Genomic DNA, 19,706 nt, shown 5'->3' with positions numbered 1-19,706 from the left:
GGTTAGCGGTTTTCTGCGTAGTTTTTAAAGTTATCTAAAATCATCTGCCAGCCGGCTTGTTGCATGTCCTCTGGATTTTGATTCTCCGGTTCAAATTGTTCAGTTACTTTCGTGCCCATTTCGGTGGATGCGAAAGTAACTTTCATTTTACGGCCATCACCGATGAGAATATCAAGTGATTTTTGCTCCTCTATTTGTTGGAAAGTTCCCCAAAAATCAAAGCTCATCGACCCGTCTCTCGCTGCCATTTCATAGTGAAATTCACCGCCCACTTGTAGGTCCGTTTTCGCTGAGGGGCAATGCCAATCTGGAGAGGCGAAATTCCAATGTTGAACGTGTTCTGGACTTGTCCATTTCTCCCAAACGGCAGATTTAGGAGCGTTGATTATGGTATGTACGGTAATAAATGCCATTCTGCTTGTGAGCTCTAGTGAATAAAAAATGACTGCTTTTCAGGTCTTAGGTTACGAAAACAGATAATTTTAGTACAAAAGTACTTTTTTGAGCGTTCAAATAGGAGGCTCAACTAATAAATTTTGACTTAACTTTACCTTTCGATTCCCATCGTTAAGGAAGTTAGCATGAAGAAAATAGTGGTTTTGTGTTTACTCAGTATGTCTGCTATGGGGCAGTCGGACACCTTGCGGGTTACGTTTGGGGCCTATTTAGAAACCTATTATGGGCATTCATTCGCTAGTCCACGAGCGAGTGAAAAGTCAGCCTTGTTTTATAACCATACTGCACTAAATCAGCCATCCATTAATCTGGGACTCGTGGAGTTTTCAGCCTCAAAATCGAAGTGGACGCTTCGTGGAGATTTCATGCTGGGAACCTATTCGCAGAAAAACCTAGCCTCTGAGCCGGGTCTGTTGAAACATATTTATCAGCTCAATGCGCAGGTGCAATTAGCGCCTAAACACCAGTTAATCGTGGGAATAATGCCTTCGCATATTGGCTTAGAATCTGCCAAAAACTGGGAAAATCCGAGTTTTTCACGTAGTTATATCGCGGAGAATTCCCCCTATTATGAAACAGGTTTGGCCTGGAGTTATAGTCCAACGCAACGGATGAATGTGAAGGTTTTGGCCTTAACGGGTTGGCAAACGATGCATCGATTTCGTCCGGCATTAGGGACACAGATTACGATTGATAATGCCCAAGGCCTTCGCTTTAATTCCAGTGGTTTTATCGGTGATGAGGGAAAAGGTCTAAGGTTGTTTTATGATCATTATGTGTTGATTCCCATTTCAAATCGGTTCAATGCTTCCATAAGTTCGGATTTTGGGCTTGAGTCCGGAAAGTTTTGGCATGGCGCCGCGGCCTTTCTTACTTGGAAAGCGAAGCCGTCGCTGAAGTTCACTGGTCGTTTGGAATATTATAATGACCCGCATGCCATCATCTTGGCGGAATCTTTAAAGGATGTTTCCCAGTCTTTGACCGTAGATTACCAACTGAAATCATGGACTATGTTGCGCACCGAGTTCAAACATTCGGCGAAATGGGGGAATGAAATCGTCGCTGGCCTTTTGTTCAACCTCTCGGATAATTGACCAAGGGCATTATATGGGATAATTAGGGGCTTTGACTATATTTGCACAAACAAAATACAAGCACTATGATTATTGAACCTAGAATGAGAGGGTTTATCTGTTTGACATCACACCCGAAAGGTTGCGAAAAAAACGTATTAAATCAAATTGACTATGTGAAGTCAAAGGGAGCCATCGATGGCCCTAAAAAAGTGCTTGTCATCGGAGCCTCGACGGGTTTTGGTTTAGCCTCTCGCATCACGAGTGCATTCGGATCGGATGCCGCGACGATTGGCGTTTTCTTTGAAAAAGCACCTGCAGAAGGCAAAACAGCCTCTCCAGGATATTATAATAGCCTAGCATTCGAAGCAGCGGCAGGCAAAGCGGGTCTTTATGCAAAAAGCATTAATGGCGACGCGTTCTCTAACGAGGTAAAAGAGCAAACGATTGACTTAATCAAGGCTGATTTAGGCCAAGTGGATTTAGTGATCTACAGCTTAGCTTCTCCTGTTCGTCAACACCCAGTAACAGGTGTATTGCACCGTTCGGTTTTGAAGCCTATCGGCGATACATTCACAGACAAAACGGTTGATTTCCACACGGGGATTGTTTCAGATGTGACGATTACACCTTGCAGCGATGAAGATATCGCGAACACGGTGGAAGTAATGGGTGGCGAAGATTGGGCGATGTGGATGGACGCCTTGTTGAACGCGGGCGTTTTAGCGGATGGCGCGATGACCGTTGCGTATTCCTATATTGGACCTAAAGTAACGGAGCCAGTTTACCGCAAGGGAACGATCGGAATGGCGAAAGACCATTTAGAGGCGACGGCGTTTAAAATTACGGATGATTTGGCCAAAATAGGAGGCAAAGCTTTTGTTTCAGTGAATAAAGCCTTAGTAACTCAAGCAAGTTCAGCGATTCCAGTGATCCCTTTATACATCTCCTTGTTGTATAAAATAATGAAGGCAGAAGGCACGCACGAAGGTTGCATCGAGCAAATCCAACGCCTATTCAGCGCGCGTCTTTATACAAATGGAACCATTCCAGTAGATGAGAAAGGACGTATCCGTATCGATGATTGGGAAATGAATCCAGAAGTCCAAAAAGAAGTAGCTGAATTATGGAAAGGAGCTACGACAGAAAACTTGACTGCCATTGGTGATTTAGCCGGGTATAAATCAGACTTTTTAAACCTATTTGGTTTCGGATTTGATGGCGTAGATTACGCGGCGGAGGCGAACGAAATGGTGGATATTCCGGGATTGATTACGGTTGTAAAATAAAAAAAAAGCCATCTGAGAGGATGGCTTTTTTTATGAGTATATGAACATTTTCGAACGCATGCGTGCCGGCGGAATTATTCCGCACACTGACCCACAATGGGCGGAGGTTTGGGAGATCGTGAATCAAACGATTGCGCTTTCTGCTAAGCTGAATGCTTCAGGCAATGTGGAGGAGATTCGCGCGATTTTATCTGAAATTTTAGGCCAAAGCATCGATCCATCCACAACCGTTTTAGCGCCATTTTCAACCAACTTTGGGAAACACACTACGATAGGTAAGAACGTGTTCATTAACCATGGCTGTTCGTTTTTGGACTTAGGCGGTATCACGATTGAAGACGATGTCTTGATAGGGCCGCAAGTGAAATTAGTGACGGAGAATCACCCGGTGGATCCGATCAATCGCAAGAGCCTAGATTTGAAATCAATTCACATTGGCAAAAATGTGTGGCTCGGTGCTGGCGCCATTATTTTGCCGGGCGTTACGGTAGGCGAAAATTCGATTGTGGCAGCTGGTGCGGTTGTGACGAAAGATGTGTCTGCTAATACAATTGTGGGGGGAGTTCCGGCGAAGCTTATTAAGAATATAGATTAGCCCGTTATTTTACTTTCATTCAGACCACTCATCCTTTTTTGAGCCGATAACTAAGCGAGATTTTGTAGTTTTGGGCTATGTTTAAATCCATCTCCCTAAGTATCCTATTTCTAGTCAGTTTCGCAGCAATAGGTCAAAATCGCGTTCAAATTCAAGGAAAATTAGTCGATACAAGTGGAAATCCGTTGTCTCAGGCGACGGTGATGTTGTTACTGCCTAAAGATTCTTCGTTGGTAAATTTTGGCCGTGCTAATGAGCAAGGGGCCTTTGTATTCAAAAATGTCAAGCGCCAATCTTATATATTGAAAGCTTCCTATGTGAGTTATGTCCCCTTGCAAGTGGACGTGAATCCAGCGCAAGAAGAGGCAGTAGATCTAGGTGCGCTATCGATGAAACCGATTTCTAAAGAATTGTTTGAAGTAGTCGTAAGAACAGCGAAAGCACCACTGAGTATTCGTGGAGATACGATTGAATATAATGCGGGGTCGTTTAAAGTGCCACCAGGAGCGACAGTAGAAGACTTACTGAGAAAGCTTCCCGGAATGGAAATTGAAGCCGATGGAAGTATTCGAGCACAAGGTCAAACTGTGAAAAAAGTGACGGTGGATGGGCGTAGTTTTTTTGGGTCGGATCCGAAGCTAGCAACTAAAAATATAGCCGCCGATGCCATTCAAAAAGTCCAAGTTTTCAACGGTAAAACGGAAGCGGCAAAGGTGACCGGCATTGATGATGGGAAGAAAGAGAAGACCATCAATTTAGAATTAAAGGAAAGTCATAAGAAGGGCGGTTTTGGAAAGATAACGGCAGGTATGGCCACTGAAGGCAGAAATGAAGTCAAAGGGAATTACAATAAATTTGACGCGAAAAACCAGGTCTCGGTGATTGGATTAGCGAATAATACGAATCAGTCAGGCATGTCTTTTGATGATTACCAAGACTTTCGTGGAAGTCAGGCTTTCTCTTGGGGCGATGAAGCGGATTTCGGTTTCTCAGGCAATAATCGCTACATCACTTTTGATGATGGAGATGATCAAATGGGAATTCCTATAGGTGGCAGAAGAGAAGGGTTTTCAAAGAACTATTCAGGGGGAGCTAATTATAATTATGATACTAAAAATGTGAAATTTAGTTCCAATTATTACTTCAATCAATCCGAACGTTTGATGGATAAAATTTCTAGTACGCAGCGGTTCTTTCAGGATAAAACGCAAAACTCCGCGGATACTTCAAACCAACGATCGTTCTCTGCGAACCACCGAATGAGCTTGCGCTATGAGAAAACGATCGATACGTTGAATACGTTAATTTTGATTGGAAATGGAAAGCTTTCTTTTGGAAATGCGACGCAAAACAGCCAGATATTCCAACAATTACTTGTTCAAAATAACCTATTCCCGCGCAATACGAAATTGATGAACGGGAGTGATCAGCAATCCTTTTCAGCACAAAATACCGCCATATTTCGACATAAGTTTGCTAAAAAGGGCCGTAGTTTCTCTGCCAGTGCAGGCTATAATTATGCAAACTCAGATGGAGCGTCTACACAGAAGTCCCTCAATCAATTCTTAAATGCAACGACACTGCTGGATTCGATTCAAGCCATTGATCAATTAACGGACAACTTCTCTACGAAGACGCAGGTTAAGTCCAGTCTCTTTTTTGTAGAGCCTTTATCGAAGGTGTTTTATTGGGAATCATTTTTTAACACGAGCTTCCAAAATAATCGATTAAACCGCGATCTTTCTGACCGCAGTACGGCTGGAATGGTTACAAGAAATGATAGTTTGAGTCGTTATTATGACAATAATTTGACCTATAATCGATTAGGATCTAGTGTTCGGTTTACAAAAAACGGGCTTAATTTACAATTAGGCATGGCAGCTCAGCACTTTAATTTAACGGGGGATTTTAGGAGGGCAGCTGGAGCTACGAATTTGGCTACAATCGACCTAAATTATTTGGTATGGATTCCTAAAGTACAACTTGATCTGGAGCTAAAAAATAATCGATATCTTTTTGTCTCCTACGATAAAAGTGCGCAGGAGCCTTCTATTCGAGATTTACAGCCCATTGTTGATAATAGCAATCCTTTGTTCTTGCGTGTCGGAAATCCGAATTTATTACCCAGCATGAATCACTCTTTGAGTACTGGATTTAATCTGTTTGACGCGGCGAATTTTATCAATTTCTATTCGAATCTCTCCTACAATTACAATGTGAATCAGGTGGTTTATAATCAAAGCATTAATGCAAACGGAGTTGTCTTGACAAAGCCGATGAATATTTCTGGAGGTGAAAGTTATGTGGGCTACTTTGGTTTTGGGTTTCCATTGAAAAAAACAGTGAGTACCTTGAATATTAATGCCGATTTTAATTCGGCTAAAAACCCGCTCTTTCTGAACGATGTATTATCTAATACGAATACGAATTCCGGAAATATATCTTCACGCCTTTCCTTTACTCCGAGTGATCGAATCACTCTTTATGTGAATGCGCAATTTGGGTTAATACATTCGACCTATGACAAATCGGCACTTCCCGATCAAACGATTTACAATAACCAATACGGCTCTGAATTAAACGTTAATTTTGGCAAGAATACATTCTTTTCGTATAATTTAGATTACAAAGTGTACGAAAATAAGACGCGCGGATTGTACCAAGAGATGCCTATTTTGAATGTTTCTGTGTTTAAATATGTAGGGAAAGCTCAAAAATCTGAGATTCGCTTAACCGTATATGACGTGTTTAAAAAGAACCTAGGGGTAAATCAAAACGCCTTTCAAAACTTCGTGAGTTTCGAAAAGACCCAAACCCTCTCTCAATACGTCATGTTAAGCTATACCTACAACATGCGCGGATTGAGTTCACCCATTCGTAAAAACTAAGCCATGAAAAAAATTGCCTTTTTATTTTTAATGCTCTCTTTTTCAGCTTTTTCTCAAGAGATGAAAACAGAAGGAATTGTTCAGTACGAACGAACCACTTTTTGGGCGAATATTATGTCCCGATTGACCTATTTAAGCGCGGAGGAACGAGATCGCATAAAGCTTACTTGGGGTAGTTCAGACGAAGGCTGGAAGCAAAAAATGACTTTGGCATTTACGGAAAACCAAAGCTTGTACCAGCAAGGTGAGGACAACGCAGAGCAAGGTTGGTCTGGCAGAAAAGAAACCTTTTTCCTAACGAAAAATTTTGCCTCTGAGCATTCAACAGATTACATCGATTTACTGGGTAAGTCGTACATTGTGGACGATACCTTGCACGCTCCTACCTGGAAAATCTTGAATCAAATCAAGGAGGTGGCAGGTTATATTTGCATGAAAGCTGTCACTGTCGACACGGTCAAAAAACAAACTATCACCGCTTGGTTTGCGCAAGACATCCCTGTTCAAGCGGGCCCAGAACGCTTTTTTGGACTACCCGGTTTAATTTTAGAATTGGATGTCAATGACGGCGATGTAACGATTATTGCCAGTAAAGTTGAATTTAAAAAACTGACGAATGAATTCAATTTGAAGAAAATGAAAGGCAAGAAAATCTCCGATTCGGAGTATAACAAAATTATTGCTGACTTCATCAAAGAATCAATTAAAGGCGAACGCAATCCATATTGGGGTCTAAGGTATTAAGGCTAAAAGTGGGCACCTCTGATTTTTGTATGATAGCGAATTCATGGGGCATCGCGAGAAAGAAGGGGTTTTCCCAGCTACCTTTTCAGCCAGAGCCGAAAGTGTAGCATTAATATTATTTATGATTCTTATAATATAGTTTAAATATTATTATTCATTAAGGCGGTTTACTTTTGAATTGCAAACGACTCTGACCCAATTAAATTATTCAATTGTGTTAGTTTAATTAATGAACATTTAGTTTTCAAAAGCCAAGCATTATTTGCTTGGTTTTTTTTATTCAAAGTATTTCTTCTTGATTTGAGCCTTATTTTCCGTTAAATAGACTAAAAATGCCTTCGATACAGGAGACAAATTTTTGTCTTTATGCCAAATTAATTTCCAAGTTGTTGTAATGGGCAAGCCATCCCGTTCAATGATTTTTAAGGCTCCTGATTTGACCTCATTTTTTAATCCAATGATTGGCATAATGGAATAACCTAGCCCAGCGATAACGGCTTGTTTTACGGCTTCATTTGACATTAATTCAATCTTTTTCAAACCATCTACTCCTTGTCTTTTAAAATAGTTCTCCATTATTTTTCGGGTGCCAGATCCGTTTTCTCTGAATATGAGGGGGAGCTCATTTTTAAATTCCTTGTAATTAAATGTAGGAGTTATTTTAGCGGTCTCTTTATTGCCTATGAGGTATAAATCGTTTGATAGAAGGTCGATGGAGTCAAATGCAGGGTTTTCTAATGCGTCTGAAACTAAGCTAAAATCCACTTCATTTATGAGTTGGCTTTCTAATACTTTTTCCCTGTTAGTCACATCAATACTAATTTCAACCCCAGGATTTGGACGAAGAAAATCGGTTAGAAAATAGGGTAACACATATTTGCCTGTTGATACGATGGAGATTTTTAGACGACCTACCAGCTGATCCTTGAATGCCATTGTTTTGTAATTGATGGCATATACTTGGTCTAAGATTCCTTTAGCAGATTCTGCAATTTCTCTTCCAAAATCCGTTATGTAAATTTTCTTCCCAATGATCTCGAGCAATGGAATGTCAAACTGTGCTTGTAGGTTCTTGATCTGTATGGAAACCGCAGGTTGTGTAAGGTTCAACTCTTCTGCTGCTTTTGTGATGCTGGATGTGTGCACCACTTTTAAGAAAATTTGTAATTGATTTAAAGTGTAGTTCATAACATATCTTTATGCATTGTATTATAAACTTAAATAAAAATTATTGATTGTGTTTTGTTTATTTTGCATTTAATTCAAGCATAATTTCATCCGCCCATTACAAACGGGAATGGAAAAATCTCCATGATCAACTTTGAACTCTTATCGTTTAATTTGACTAACCCCACGTTACTTTTTTTCATTTTAGGGGTTTTTGCAAAATATGTCAAGAGTGATTTAGAGGTTCCCGCTGCATCAAAGAACTTTATTTCTTTGTATTTATTGTTTTCTATTGGCTTCAATGGCGGAAGTGAATTAGCGGTGACAGGAATTACGACGGAAGTGATCGTGAGTCTTATATTTGGAATGTCGTTAGCGTTAATCATCCCTATCTATTCTTATTTCATTTTACGCGTTAAATTAAATTCCTCAGATGCAGGCGCTATTGCTGCATCCTATGGTTCTGTCAGCGCTGTTACGTTTGTTTCTGCAGTCGCTTTTTTAGAGATGAACAAACTGCATGTCGGCGGAGAAATGGTAGCCGTTATGGCCTCAATGGAGTTTCCAGCCATCATTATGGGGGTTATTTTAATGAATGTATTCCCAGAAAAAAAAGCAGAAATAGTTCCCGTACAATGGAAAATGGCGATGAAACATTCGCTGACGAATGGAAGTGTGTTGATGATTTTTGGAAGTTTACTCATCGGATTCGTATCGGACTCTTCCCAATCCGTCGGAATTAAGCATTTTACTTCCGATATATTTAAGGGCTTTTTAGCCATCTTTTTAATGGATATGGGAATGGTGGCAGCTAGCAGGTTTAAGGCATTTAAAAAGCAGGGGTCATTTTTATTGCTTTTTGCCTTGCTAGTGCCACTTTTTAATGGTGTTTCCGTGGCCTATATTTCTCAATTCATAACTGATAATGTGGGAGACCGACTTATATTCTCCATTTTGGCAGCCAGCGCCTCCTACATAGCGGTACCAGCAGCGATGCGCTTAGTGGCTCCTAAGGCAGACCCAGGAATCTATATTCCCATGGCATTGGGCGTCACATTCCCCTTGAATATCACCTTGGGATTACCCTTGTACATGCAAATCATCCATGGCTAGTGAAAACTATTTCAAAGGGAAGAAAGTCGTAATCGCGACAAAACACGGGAAGGAAATGGTCATTGGGCCGGCCTTGGTAAATTTTTTTGGGATGGAGTATTCTGTTTCTGAGAATGTAGACACGGATCTATTAGGGACATTTACGGGAGAAGTGGAGCGATTTTTATCACCTGTAGAGGCGGCTAGGCAAAAATGTATTTTAGCCTTAGAGGAATGTGATGCGGATTTTGCTATCGGTTCGGAAGGATCTTTTGGCCCACATCCTACGCTATATTTTTTACCGGCTGATGAGGAATTTATCGTGTTAATGAACCGAAAAAAGGATTTCGAGATAGCGGTTAAAATGGCGAGTCTGCAAACGAATTATGCCTCTTATGAGATGGGCTCAGAGGGCACATTGAATACTTTTTTTCAACAAGTAAAATTTCCCTCTCACGGCTTGCATGTGAAAAGTCCAGAAGGATACCAGGAGAAAGGAATTAGGTCAGAAAAGCAATTAAAAATGGCCATTCAAAAGGCAATAAATCGCTTTGGAACCTATACGCTCGAAACCGATATGCGTGCGATGAACAATCCGACCCGGATGTCTGTTATTCAGGAGCTGACGGGAAAATTAGTAGAGAAGATGAGGAGCTGTTGTCCTAGCTGTGAAAGACCCGGATTTAGTCCTACCGATGTCATTCGTGGCCTCGTGTGTTCTAGCTGCTCCTTGCCTACAAAATCCGTTAAATCCGTTATTTATAGCTGTGAAGGCTGCCACTACACGGCTTGTATCGATTTCCCGGAATCGAAAACGACGGAGGATCCGATGTTTTGTGATTTTTGTAACCCCTAAGTAGAGATATGATTACCTCAGATTTATCCTTTGTAAAAGACCAGTTAGAGCGGGGCGAGGTGGTAGGAATTCCTACAGAAACCGTCTATGGTTTAGCTGCCAATATTTACGATGAACAGGCGATAGCGAAGATTTTTAGTACCAAAGGAAGGCCTAACACCAACCCTTTGATCGTACACGTAAAATCAATGGATCAAGCACGCACTCTCGTTTCACATTTTCCTCCTAAAGCGTCACGCTTGGCGGAGCGTTTTTGGCCTGGTCCTTTAACATTAATCCTGCCTAAAAGTGATTTGATTTCTCCCGCCATTACTGCTAATCAACAGACAGTGGCCATCCGAATGCCTAACCACAATACTACTTTGCAATTACTGGAGTCGTTGGATTTCCCGGTAGCGGCTCCCAGTGCAAACCCCTATAACCGAATTAGCCCAACGCGCGCGGCACATGTGGAGGCTTATTTCCCCCAAATTCCTATTCTAGAAGGCGGTAATTGCGAAGCAGGCGTAGAGTCGACCATTCTTTCTTTTGATGGCGATGAAGTGGTTTTATTGCGGCATGGTGCCATTTCAATAGAGGATATTGAAGTGGAGGTAGGACGAATTTTGGACCGTACTTCTTCCGAGTCAGTACACCTGGCGCCAGGCAGAAGCAAGAAACATTATTCACCATTATGTGAATTAATTATTAGTTATGAACCCCTGTTTATGTTGAGTGCCGTCAAGGAAAAGAAAGTAGGGATTTTATGGTTTAGTGAAGTGAAGATTGCTAGTCCCAAAGTCGCCATCAATCACATTCTTTCTCCAAGCGGAAGCTTTAAAGAAGCCGCCGCCCACATGTACGATGCCTTGCATCAATTAGAAAAGTCAGGAGTCGAATTAATTATTGTAGAGCGTCTGCCTAATTATAATTTAGGACGTACCATTAATGATCGTTTTGAAAGAGCCGCCGCTAAATGAAAAAGCAATTACTTGTAAACGCTAAAATAGTCAACGAAGGAGCTTCCTTTAATGCAGATGTATTGATTCACCACGGGCGCATTGAAAAAATCGCGTCCCATATTAGCGATTCCCATGCGGATATTTTTGATATCAATGGGAATTACTTAATCCCCGGAATGATCGATGATCAAGTACATTTTAGAGATCCAGGACTCACTTATAAAGGGAATTTAACAACAGAATCCAGAGCCGCTGTAGCCGGAGGAGTGACCTCCTTCATGGATATGCCTAACACCGTTCCTAATACGCTAACCCGTGATTTATTGGAACAAAAATACCAGGCCGCGGCGCAGCAATCGCTCGCTAATTTCTCCTTTTTCATGGGGGTAACGGCTGGGAATTTAGAAGAGGCCTTGCGGGTTGATAATGAAAGCGTTTGCGGTATTACAGATGATGGGTTATACTTTAATGAGCAGCAGATTTTAGCTAATAATCCGAAATATTTAGAAAAGCTTTTCTCGCGGGCAGAAACGCTCATAGCTTTACACAGTGAGGATGAATCTATCATTGAACGTAATTATGAGCATTATTTCGAGGAGACTCAGGGTAAGATATCTTTTGCTTTACATGCCAAAATTCGAAGTGCAGACGCTTGTGTAACGGCTACAAAACGAGTGCTGGGGATTCAAGCAAAATACAACAATAGACTTCATTTTTTTCACATTTCAACCGGGGAAGAAGCGCTTCTTTTCTCAGCTTCAGATGACTATTCAACGAAGCGGGTAACGGCCGAAGCCTGTATCCATCACCTGTGGTTTACCGATGCTGATTATGAAAAAAGAGGTGGAGATATTAAATGGAATCCTTCCATCAAGACAGAAAATGACCGCCAAATGCTGATCCAGGCACTGAAAGAGGGACGTATAGATATCATCGCTTCAGATCATGCTCCGCACAGTAAGGAGGAGAAAAAGGGGACATATGAGCAAGTAAAATCGGGAGCCCCCATCGTACAGCATACGCTGCCGCTCTTGTTTGAATTGGCTTCTAGGGGAGAGATTTCCATCGAACAGATTGTCGAAAAAACGAGTCATCGGGTGGCAGATATTTACCGAATGAAAGAGAGAGGGTATTTGCGTGAAGGCTACTTTGCTGATTTAGTTGAAGTGGCGCCTAATTCCCCCTGGATGGTTAGCGAAAAATCTTTATTCTATAAATGCGGCTGGGCGCCCGTTACAGGGGAAAAGCTGAGCGCTAAAATTAAGCGCACCTTTGTCAATGGAAATCTCGTTTTTCAGGAGGACAAATTTAGTTCGGATGCCAAAGGATCTCGCTTATTTTTCGAAAAAATCAGGTAGTATTTTTTTCATTAATACATCCCTTTGCACGTCATCTCCCAGCTGAAAAATATGTTCGCCAAATTCCACGAATCCATTTTTCTCGTAAAATCGAATGGCCCTCGGATTTTCCTCCCAAACGCCTAACCAGATATAGGGGGCCTTGCGTGCTTTTGCGATGGCTAAAGCTTGCTCGTAAAGTAAGGCGCCCACCTGCTTTCCATGGTATTTCTGTAGCACATAAATGCGCTCAATTTCTATCGAATTAGGGTCTTCTTTTTCACTTTGGGCATTGCCTGCATTAACCTTTAAATAACCGATGACTTGACCGTCTTTTTCTGCAAAGTAAAACTGTGAATATTCATTTTGCAGTTCTTTCCCAAGTTTCTCCTCTGAAAATCCTTCTTCTAAATAGGCGGCCATATTCTCATCGGTATTGCCTTCCGAAAAAGCTTCTGAAAAGGTTTGCCGGCCGATCACTTGCAAGGCAGCGAGATCTTCTGTGGTAGCTTGACGGATCTGTAGGTCGTTCATAGGATTCCAAAGATAGCATTTGTCTATAATTATCAGTTTACATGAAAGTAGAATTGCGTAATTTAGGCGCATGAAAATAGCTCTCTACCAAGTCGATGCCTTTACGAATGAACGATTTAAAGGTAATCCTGCTGCTGTTTGCCCCTTAGATTCGTGGCTTCCTGATGCCGTGATGCAAAACATTGCAGCGGAGAATAATTTAGCAGAAACGGCATTCATTTTGGCCGCTGGCGAAAACTATGAAATCCGTTGGTTTACGCCTACAGTTGAAGTGGATTTATGTGGACATGCGACCTTAGCGAGCGCGTATGTTTTGTTTCATGAATTGGGTTATGTCGGTGATCAAATCAACTTCGTTTCGCACCGAAGCGGTCCTTTAACCGTTTCTAGGAATGGTTCGGTTTTGGCCTTGAATTTTCCGGTTGACTCTTTCGCGGAATTACCTTTTAAATCGGAGTTTGCCATTGGTTTATCTCAGCCGCCTCGTGCGGTTTATAAAGGGAAAACGGACTACTTGTTTGTTTACGATTCTGAATCGGAAATCTTGGCTTTGCAACCAGATTTTGAAGCATTAAAATCACATGCAGTTCGTGGGATTATCGTGACGGCTCCTGGTGAAACGACTGATTTTGTATCGCGCTTTTTTGGTCCAGCTTGTGGCGTGAATGAAGATCCGGTGACGGGTTCTGCACATACAACTTTAACGCCTTATTGGGCTTCGATTTTAGGTAAATCCGAATTAACAGCTCGTCAATTATCCTTGCGAACCGGAGAGTTAACCTGTAAATTAGTGGGAGATCGCGTGGAAATAGCGGGCGAAGCAGTGTTATATTTGCGGGGCGAAATTGAGGTTTAAATATGAAAACTAGTAAACAAGCTAAATCAGGAGGAATGTTGGGGAAACAAACCGTGAATGAGCTTCGAAAAAATGATAAAATTATTCCCAAAAGTGCCTTCAAAAGTAATCTGGTAAAAACAGTCAATAAACGAGTTAACAACCCTTATAAATTATAACACCGTTGCCTTTTGTCTCAGTCAAGCAATGGATATATATTCAATTAGCGGGAGGAACGCTTCCAGCAGAGATTTGTTCTAGTTTAAACATTTTACATTGAAAAGGGTTTGTCTTAATAGGCAAGCCCTTTTTTTATGCAAGGCGTTAAAAAACAACATTTACCCTCCAAAACCTGTCCCGTCTGTAATCGCCCTTTCGCCTGGCGCAAGAAGTGGGAGAAGAATTGGGATCAAATCATCTATTGTGGTGAAAAGTGTAGACGTAGCAAATAAGTTTTCGGACGAAGATATCGACCGCATCATCCAAATGGCCTGGGAAGATCGCACGCCTTTCGAGGCGATCGAGTTTCAGTTTGGCCTAAAGGAAAAAGAGGTCATCGAATTCATGCGTCTGAATAGTAAGGAGTCGAGTTTCCGCATGTGGCGCAAGCGAATGACTGGCCGCGGCACTAAACATCTGCAAAAACGCGTTGCGGTAGATCCGCGCTTCAAATGCACGTTGCAACGTAGCATCAGTATGAATAAAATCAGCAAGCGCTAATGAAGTTTTCGACAAAACGCGAAGAGGTATTAGCGCAAATCGATCAATTTGATCCAGAAAAGTATGCACGAAGCCGGAACTTTATTACTGGTGGAGTCTCGTATTTATCCCCCTATTTATCCCGTGGTTTTATCACGGTTCCCCAAGTCGTCCAACGATTGAAGGATCGTGGAATCGGATTAGAACAATCGGAAAAATTCATGCAAGAATTAGCCTGGCGCGAGTTTTATACGCGCACTTGGTTTCAAAAAGGCGATGCTATTTTTGAGGATATTCGCCATCCACAGGAGGGCATTGAGCGCTTTGGAATTCCTCACGCGATACTCGAAGCAAAAACAGGAATTCAAGCTCTTGATTCTGCATTAAGTATTTTCCCCGCAACTGGATACCTGCATAATCACCTCCGAATGTACCTCGCGTCGACGATTTGTAACGTGGCTAAATACCACTGGTTAGAACCTGCTCAATGGCTGTATTATCATTTGCTCGATGGTGATTTAGCAAGTAATGCGCTGAGTTGGCAGTGGTGCGCCGGGACGTTCAGTAACAAGTTGTATTACGCGAATCAGGAGAATATCAATCGCTATACCGGTAGTCAGCAGAGAGGCACTTTCTTGGATTTGGATTACGAGGATTTGCCTTCGCAACCTGCCCCCGATCATCTGTGTAGATCGGTCGAAGCTTCACTTCCGTTTACCCCGCCTACAACGCAGCCGCTAGTGATTCAGTCGGATATTCCCACCTTCATTTACACCCATTACACGCTTGACCCTACGTTCCACGAAGGGGAAGAAGGTAACCGAATTTTGGTCTTAGAAGCGAGTCATTTTGCGAAGCATCCGATGGCCCCTAAGACGATCGAGTTCATCCTATCGCTGGCTGAAAACATACCGGGAATTCAAGTCTATTATGGGGAATATGCAGACCTTAATTTAAAAGGCATTTTCCGTGATCACCCGATCAATGCCCATTTTCAAGGTGTTCGTGAAGTGCATCCGACTTTAGCACCCGGCTTGCAAGGGGAGTTTAATAGCTTCTTTTCGTTTTGGAATAAATTAAGCAGACAATTGAGCTAAAAAGTTTTCTGCGCGGGTTAGGTGGGCTTCTCTTTTTTCCAAAGGCATCTTGTCCCAGGTACTGATCAGCATCGCCCAGCGCGGATTTTTGCGGAAGGTTTCGCGTTGTTTATCTAAGAATCGCCAAAACAAACCATCCCAAATCTCCTGCCATTCGCCTTTCGGATAATCACTCATTTTCAGGATATAATTCGAGCCGCAGATATAGGGTTTCGTGGTCATCAAACCTCCATCGCTGAATTGTGACATGCCATAGATATTTGGCACCATCACCCAATCGTACGCATCGATGTACAGTTCCATGAACCAGCGATAAACCGCATCGGGTTTTATTTCGCACAATAACATAAAATTTCCTAGCACCATCAGGCGTTCGATGTGGTGGTTATAGCCCGTTTTTAACAGTTTGCGAATCGTTTGGTCTATTGGTTCCACACCCGTAGTCCCTTCGTAAAAGGCTGCGGGCATTTCTTTCTTAAATCCCCAATAATTCGTGGTGCGCTGTTGCACCCCAATTTTGCGATATAGTAATTGGACAAATTCCCGCCAACCTACGACCTGTCGAATGAATCCCTCCATGCTATTTAAGGGGGCAGCGGAGGACGCAACACGTTCAATGACCTGTGCCGGATTCAATAATCCCACATTTATTAGGGGGCTCAATATGCTATGAAATAAGGTCTTTTCTTGCGCCTTAATGGCATCCTCATAATCACCAAAAAGCGGCATTCGTTCCCTAATAAATTGGTCCAATGCAGCTTGCGCCTCAGCATGCGTCACCGGGTAATGAGCTCCCGAAAAGGGTCTGTCGCTTGATCCGGGATTATCCATGAAATGTGCTGAAACATACTCAATGGCCTCCAGGATATACTCGTTTGGAACAGTCTCTGGAAAGGGTGCCGGGATGAATGTATTCTTCGGAATTTTCTTGCGGTTCTCTGCATCAAAAGTCCATTGACGGCCCATCGGCTTCCCGTCTCCTTCGAGTAGAATTCCGCGGTCTTTTCGCTGCTGGGTATAGAAAGCTGTCTGAAAATAGGGCTTGCGAGTTCCGAGCAGTGCGGTGTCAGTATTGAGGAAATTCGGGCTTGCTAGCAAGTGAATTTCAACTGCGCGTCTAAGACGGCGTTCTAGCAAGTAATCATTCGGATCGAACAAGCTTATCGCGCCTTCGATGGAAGAAACGAGCGCAACTTCCGAAGCACGAGTATCTTGCGCATCGATGTATTCCACCGTTTTTCCAGCGGCGCGAAGGCGATCCGCGAAGGCGCGCATGCTCGCCCGATGGAAGAGTATTTTCTGCTTGTGAAAGGCGTATTGTTTGAAGAACAAATTAGATTCGACGAGGTAAAATACATCCGCTTCCTGTGCGAGTGTCTCTTCAAACAATTGGTGAGGAAAGATCAGAAATGCGCTCATTTATTCACGTGTTTTTGGAGGATGCGGCTACTCTCTTTTCTAGCTGAACGAGTTTTTCGCATCGCCCAAACCTGGTCCGACGCCGTCTTCCTAGACGCACTTAAATCCACGACTGGAGCGGGATAATCCACCCCTATTTTGACCCCGTACAAAGTCTGTTCCATCTCACTTAATTTCCAAGGTTCATGAATCAAGGTAGACGGGATTGACGCTAATTCAGGCACCCATTTTTTAATGAAAATTCCGTCCGGATCGTGGGCATAGGAATTCTTAATCGGGTTATAAATGCGGATGGTATTAATGCCAGTTACACCCGCTTGCATTTGGATTTGCGGGTAGTGAATGCCTGGTTCGTAATCTAGAAATTGCCGTGCTAGAAAATGCGCTAAATCCCGCCAATCCTGCCACAGATTAAACACAAAAAACGATACGACCATTGCCCGCATGCGGAAGTTTAAATAACCTGTCGCGACCACGCAGCGCATACACGCATCGATGAGAGGAACCCCGGTTTGACCGTTTTGCCAAGCCTGAATCAAGAACTCATCGCGGTCTTTCTCGAGCGCTTTATACGCCTTATTCACAGGTTCAAATTCCATCCGCGATTCGTCCTCAAACTTCTGCATAAAATGCCCTTGCCAATGTAACCGGGAAGTGAAATTTGCAAGTGCTCTTTTATTTGTAGCGGTCTTGTAATGCTGCATGGTGAACGTATGAGCCATCCGCATGCTGATATTTCCGTAGGCTAAATAAGGAGAAATCCGACTACAACCTCGTCTACTTGCCTCCGGTTTACTGATGGAAAAGCTGTAGTCTTTGTGACGCGATTCAATGAAACTTTTCAGGTATTTCCAGCCCCAATATTCGCCACCTTCTTGGAAGACAGGATTCCGGGTTTTAAACTCAAGGGGAAGTTCAGGCCCTTTAAAAGCGGTGTAAAATTCAGATGGTAAACGCAGCAAATTCCAGTTATCCTCTCGAACAAAATAGGGCTCGTGCCGCATCGTCTCTTCCCAGCGTTGTTGCCACGTTTTTCGCGATTTCAAGCGACGAATCACACCGCCGGTGGGCGTCTCGTTCCAGGTAATTCCTGCACTCAAGCAAAAAGCCGATACTGCTTTGTCCCTTTGAAAACTCAAATCATTTCCAATCTCTTGATGGGAGAAAATTTGGCGAATTTCATATTGCTCTGATAGCGTCTGAAAGACGGGCAATACCTCGGAATGAAAGAGGTATAGAACCCCGTTTCGGTCCTCTAATCGCCCCTGCATCTCGACTAAAGATTCGTGAATAAATCGCCAATGTCTGACGTCGCTATCAGGAAAAGCGATCAGGGATGGCTCGAAGAAATAAACCAATAACACCGGTATATCAGAATCCAAAGCCCGGTACAAAGGCTCGTGGTCCGTAAAGCGGAGATCACGTTTGAACCAGACGATGTTGACAGGAGTTTTGGTCATCAAATACTAACTGAAAAACCCTATAGGATGTTTTCAGAAAGAAAAAGCGTACCTTTGCACCGTTTTAAAACTTAATGTATCAGAATGAAACAATTGTTAGCCTTGTGCTTTTTTTTAGCTGCGTTCACAATCAATGCCCAAACAGGAAGTATCGAAATGAGCACCGGAGGCTTCTCTTTCATCCCTGCTTTTACCTCGAAAGAACCTAATATCATCATTAATGCGGGGACTAATCCCAAAAGACGCTTAACGGGTTCCATGATGTATATGATGCGTATGAAGAGCATGACACCTACCGCGGTTGCCTTATTTACGCGTTATCGATTCATTGATAAAAAATTTAAAGCTACTGCCGGAATTCATATTCCTGCTTTTCAAATGACGGAAGAATATGAGGTGACTAGTTTTTTCGGACGCGAGCTGACGATGTCCTACCCTGTTTCTGAAAAATTGACCCTAGGGTCATTTATCTTGAATGGAAATGCGCGAAATACGGACTTTAAAGTGACTCTTCTCTCTGGAAATACGAATTACCGCCATAAAAACTGGGGATTTCTAACGCAAGGATATTACTTAACAGTAGGGGATTTAACGGGCGTAGCGGAGACGATTACTTATGATATTAATGCACATTTCCAGGCCAAAGCCTTTGGCAATTATACCTTAACAGATGGTCAAGTGATCGGAACGGTTGGATTGAAATACAACCTATAAATTCTTTGCTTTGAATGTCCAGGTAAAGATAAACTCAGCTACTATTTCACCTGCTTGATTTCTTCCGATGGAGGTCACTTGCAGTTTTGAACCCGCAGGATTTTTGATGGCCTCATTCACCGTTTCTTCTAAAGCCTCGCCATCATCGCAGGTAAAAATAATCACTCCAGTCGCCTTCTTAACGAACTTCGCCTCGAGCTTTTCTACTAGCATACTCACCGCTGGCTGTCGCTTATATACCTGCCCAAAAGCCAGCATCCCACAACTCATCTCCGCCGCCATCGCCTCTACGGCGAAATACATGGAACGAAATGGATTCTGATTAAACCAGGAAAGTTTCACCCGAACGCCGCAGGATTTTTCATCAAAATGCTTGATGGATAACCCTGCCCAAAAGGCGGATGACAATTTTTGGAAAACAAAAAACTTGAATAATACAGGGTTTGTGATGATGCGCTTGAAGGCGGGGAAGTGTGGGTTCATAGGGGCTAATTTTCTAACTCAAATATA

21 protein-coding genes are annotated in these 19,706 nt (G+C 42.6%); 15 read left to right on the top strand and 6 right to left on the bottom strand.

The genetic code is table 11. The features are described 5' to 3' along the window. Window positions 1-2: 2 nt before the first annotated feature. Window positions 3-413 carry an SRPBCC domain-containing protein gene (locus tag ACRZ9O_RS09350; RefSeq protein ID WP_459458534.1) on the bottom strand — a complete coding sequence of 137 codons (411 nt, stop codon included), beginning with the start codon at window positions 411-413 and terminating at the stop codon, window positions 3-5. 168 nt (window positions 414-581) lie between these two features. On the opposite strand from ACRZ9O_RS09350, the gene ACRZ9O_RS09345 reads away from it, so the two are divergent. The 5 genes from ACRZ9O_RS09345 to ACRZ9O_RS09325 all read left to right on the top strand — a co-directional run bounded on the left by ACRZ9O_RS09345 (window position 582) and on the right by ACRZ9O_RS09325 (window position 7,045). Beyond that, complete coding sequence (locus ACRZ9O_RS09345; protein WP_459458532.1) at window positions 582-1,550, top strand: outer membrane beta-barrel protein; 969 nt, start codon at window positions 582-584, stop codon at window positions 1,548-1,550. A gap of 65 nt (window positions 1,551-1,615) precedes the next feature. Further along, window positions 1,616-2,818: an enoyl-ACP reductase FabV gene (gene fabV, locus ACRZ9O_RS09340; protein ID WP_459458530.1), complete on the top strand. Its 1,203-nt coding sequence runs from the start codon at window positions 1,616-1,618 to the stop codon at window positions 2,816-2,818. A gap of 40 nt (window positions 2,819-2,858) precedes the next feature. Continuing rightward, window positions 2,859-3,413 (top strand): sugar O-acetyltransferase, encoded by a 555-nt coding sequence (locus ACRZ9O_RS09335; RefSeq protein ID WP_459458528.1) that lies wholly within the window; start codon window positions 2,859-2,861, stop codon window positions 3,411-3,413. Window positions 3,414-3,490: 77 nt separating this feature from the next. After that, on the top strand, window positions 3,491-6,301 hold the full coding sequence (locus ACRZ9O_RS09330; RefSeq protein WP_459458526.1) for an outer membrane beta-barrel protein: 2,811 nt from the start codon (window positions 3,491-3,493) through the stop codon (window positions 6,299-6,301). A gap of 3 nt (window positions 6,302-6,304) precedes the next feature. Then, window positions 6,305-7,045 (top strand): GLPGLI family protein, encoded by a 741-nt coding sequence (locus ACRZ9O_RS09325; protein ID WP_459458524.1) that lies wholly within the window; start codon window positions 6,305-6,307, stop codon window positions 7,043-7,045. A gap of 276 nt (window positions 7,046-7,321) precedes the next feature. Here the strand turns inward: ACRZ9O_RS09325 and ACRZ9O_RS09320 are convergent, their stop codons facing one another. Then, window positions 7,322-8,233 (bottom strand): LysR substrate-binding domain-containing protein, encoded by a 912-nt coding sequence (locus ACRZ9O_RS09320; RefSeq protein ID WP_459458522.1) that lies wholly within the window; start codon window positions 8,231-8,233, stop codon window positions 7,322-7,324. 123 nt (window positions 8,234-8,356) lie between these two features. Between ACRZ9O_RS09320 and ACRZ9O_RS09315 the strand changes: the two genes are divergently transcribed. Genes ACRZ9O_RS09315 through ACRZ9O_RS09300 form a run of 4 tightly spaced genes read left to right on the top strand, consistent with a single transcriptional unit; the run spans window position 8,357 to window position 12,459 of the window. Next, entirely contained in the window at window positions 8,357-9,325 is a 969-nt protein-coding gene (locus tag ACRZ9O_RS09315; RefSeq protein ID WP_459458520.1) for a sodium-dependent bicarbonate transport family permease, read from the top strand. Continuing rightward, complete coding sequence (locus tag ACRZ9O_RS09310; protein ID WP_459458518.1) at window positions 9,318-10,160, top strand: DUF6671 family protein; 843 nt, start codon at window positions 9,318-9,320, stop codon at window positions 10,158-10,160. The genes ACRZ9O_RS09315 and ACRZ9O_RS09310 overlap by 8 nt, the downstream gene beginning before the upstream one ends. A gap of 8 nt (window positions 10,161-10,168) precedes the next feature. Then, a complete protein-coding gene (locus tag ACRZ9O_RS09305; protein ID WP_459458516.1) occupies window positions 10,169-11,119 on the top strand; it encodes an L-threonylcarbamoyladenylate synthase in 951 nt (316 codons plus the stop codon). After that, complete coding sequence (locus tag ACRZ9O_RS09300) at window positions 11,116-12,459, top strand: dihydroorotase (RefSeq protein WP_459458514.1); 1,344 nt, start codon at window positions 11,116-11,118, stop codon at window positions 12,457-12,459. The genes ACRZ9O_RS09305 and ACRZ9O_RS09300 overlap by 4 nt, the downstream gene beginning before the upstream one ends. Here the strand turns inward: ACRZ9O_RS09300 and ACRZ9O_RS09295 are convergent. Then, window positions 12,436-12,972, bottom strand: coding sequence for an N-acetyltransferase family protein (locus ACRZ9O_RS09295; protein ID WP_459458512.1), 537 nt, complete (start codon window positions 12,970-12,972; stop codon window positions 12,436-12,438). The two genes, ACRZ9O_RS09300 and ACRZ9O_RS09295, sit on opposite strands and share 24 nt — an antisense overlap. A 70-nt stretch (window positions 12,973-13,042) precedes the next feature. On the opposite strand from ACRZ9O_RS09295, the gene ACRZ9O_RS09290 reads away from it, so the two are divergent. The 5 genes from ACRZ9O_RS09290 (at window position 13,043) to ACRZ9O_RS09270 (ending at window position 15,603) form a co-directional block, all read left to right on the top strand. Next, window positions 13,043-13,828: a PhzF family phenazine biosynthesis protein gene (locus tag ACRZ9O_RS09290; protein ID WP_459458510.1), complete on the top strand. Its 786-nt coding sequence runs from the start codon at window positions 13,043-13,045 to the stop codon at window positions 13,826-13,828. 2 nt (window positions 13,829-13,830) lie between these two features. Beyond that, on the top strand, window positions 13,831-13,986 hold the full coding sequence (locus tag ACRZ9O_RS09285) for a hypothetical protein (protein ID WP_459458508.1): 156 nt from the start codon (window positions 13,831-13,833) through the stop codon (window positions 13,984-13,986). A 135-nt stretch (window positions 13,987-14,121) separates the two neighbouring features. Continuing rightward, a complete protein-coding gene (locus tag ACRZ9O_RS09280) occupies window positions 14,122-14,259 on the top strand; it encodes a DUF2256 domain-containing protein (RefSeq protein ID WP_252624661.1) in 138 nt (45 codons plus the stop codon). Next, entirely contained in the window at window positions 14,231-14,527 is a 297-nt protein-coding gene (locus ACRZ9O_RS09275; RefSeq protein WP_459458506.1) for a TIGR03643 family protein, read from the top strand. Before ACRZ9O_RS09280 ends, ACRZ9O_RS09275 begins: the two co-directional genes overlap by 29 nt. Continuing rightward, window positions 14,527-15,603, top strand: a complete 1,077-nt coding sequence (locus ACRZ9O_RS09270) for an FAD-binding domain-containing protein (RefSeq protein WP_459458504.1) — start codon at window positions 14,527-14,529, stop codon at window positions 15,601-15,603. The genes ACRZ9O_RS09275 and ACRZ9O_RS09270 overlap by 1 nt, the downstream gene beginning before the upstream one ends. Here the strand turns inward: ACRZ9O_RS09270 and ACRZ9O_RS09265 are convergent. Together ACRZ9O_RS09265 and ACRZ9O_RS09260 are read right to left on the bottom strand one after the other, a co-directional pair. Further along, window positions 15,583-17,022, bottom strand: a complete 1,440-nt coding sequence (locus ACRZ9O_RS09265) for a cryptochrome/photolyase family protein (protein ID WP_459458502.1) — start codon at window positions 17,020-17,022, stop codon at window positions 15,583-15,585. The two genes, ACRZ9O_RS09270 and ACRZ9O_RS09265, sit on opposite strands and share 21 nt — an antisense overlap. Next, window positions 17,019-18,482, bottom strand: a complete 1,464-nt coding sequence (locus ACRZ9O_RS09260) for a cryptochrome/deoxyribodipyrimidine photo-lyase family protein (RefSeq protein ID WP_459458500.1) — start codon at window positions 18,480-18,482, stop codon at window positions 17,019-17,021. The genes ACRZ9O_RS09265 and ACRZ9O_RS09260 overlap by 4 nt, the downstream gene beginning before the upstream one ends. An 84-nt stretch (window positions 18,483-18,566) precedes the next feature. On the opposite strand from ACRZ9O_RS09260, the gene ACRZ9O_RS09255 reads away from it, so the two are divergent. Then, window positions 18,567-19,196, top strand: a complete 630-nt coding sequence (locus ACRZ9O_RS09255) for a hypothetical protein (protein ID WP_459458498.1) — start codon at window positions 18,567-18,569, stop codon at window positions 19,194-19,196. Here the strand turns inward: ACRZ9O_RS09255 and ACRZ9O_RS09250 are convergent. Then, window positions 19,191-19,679: a DUF4442 domain-containing protein gene (locus tag ACRZ9O_RS09250; RefSeq protein ID WP_459458496.1), complete on the bottom strand. Its 489-nt coding sequence runs from the start codon at window positions 19,677-19,679 to the stop codon at window positions 19,191-19,193. The two genes, ACRZ9O_RS09255 and ACRZ9O_RS09250, sit on opposite strands and share 6 nt — an antisense overlap. Window positions 19,680-19,706: the final 27 nt, after the last annotated feature.

The organism is Aquirufa sp. HETE-40SA, assembly GCF_054558635.1.
The sequence above is the reverse complement of the archived record's forward strand: the minus strand, read 5'-3'. Positions and strand labels throughout refer to the sequence as shown.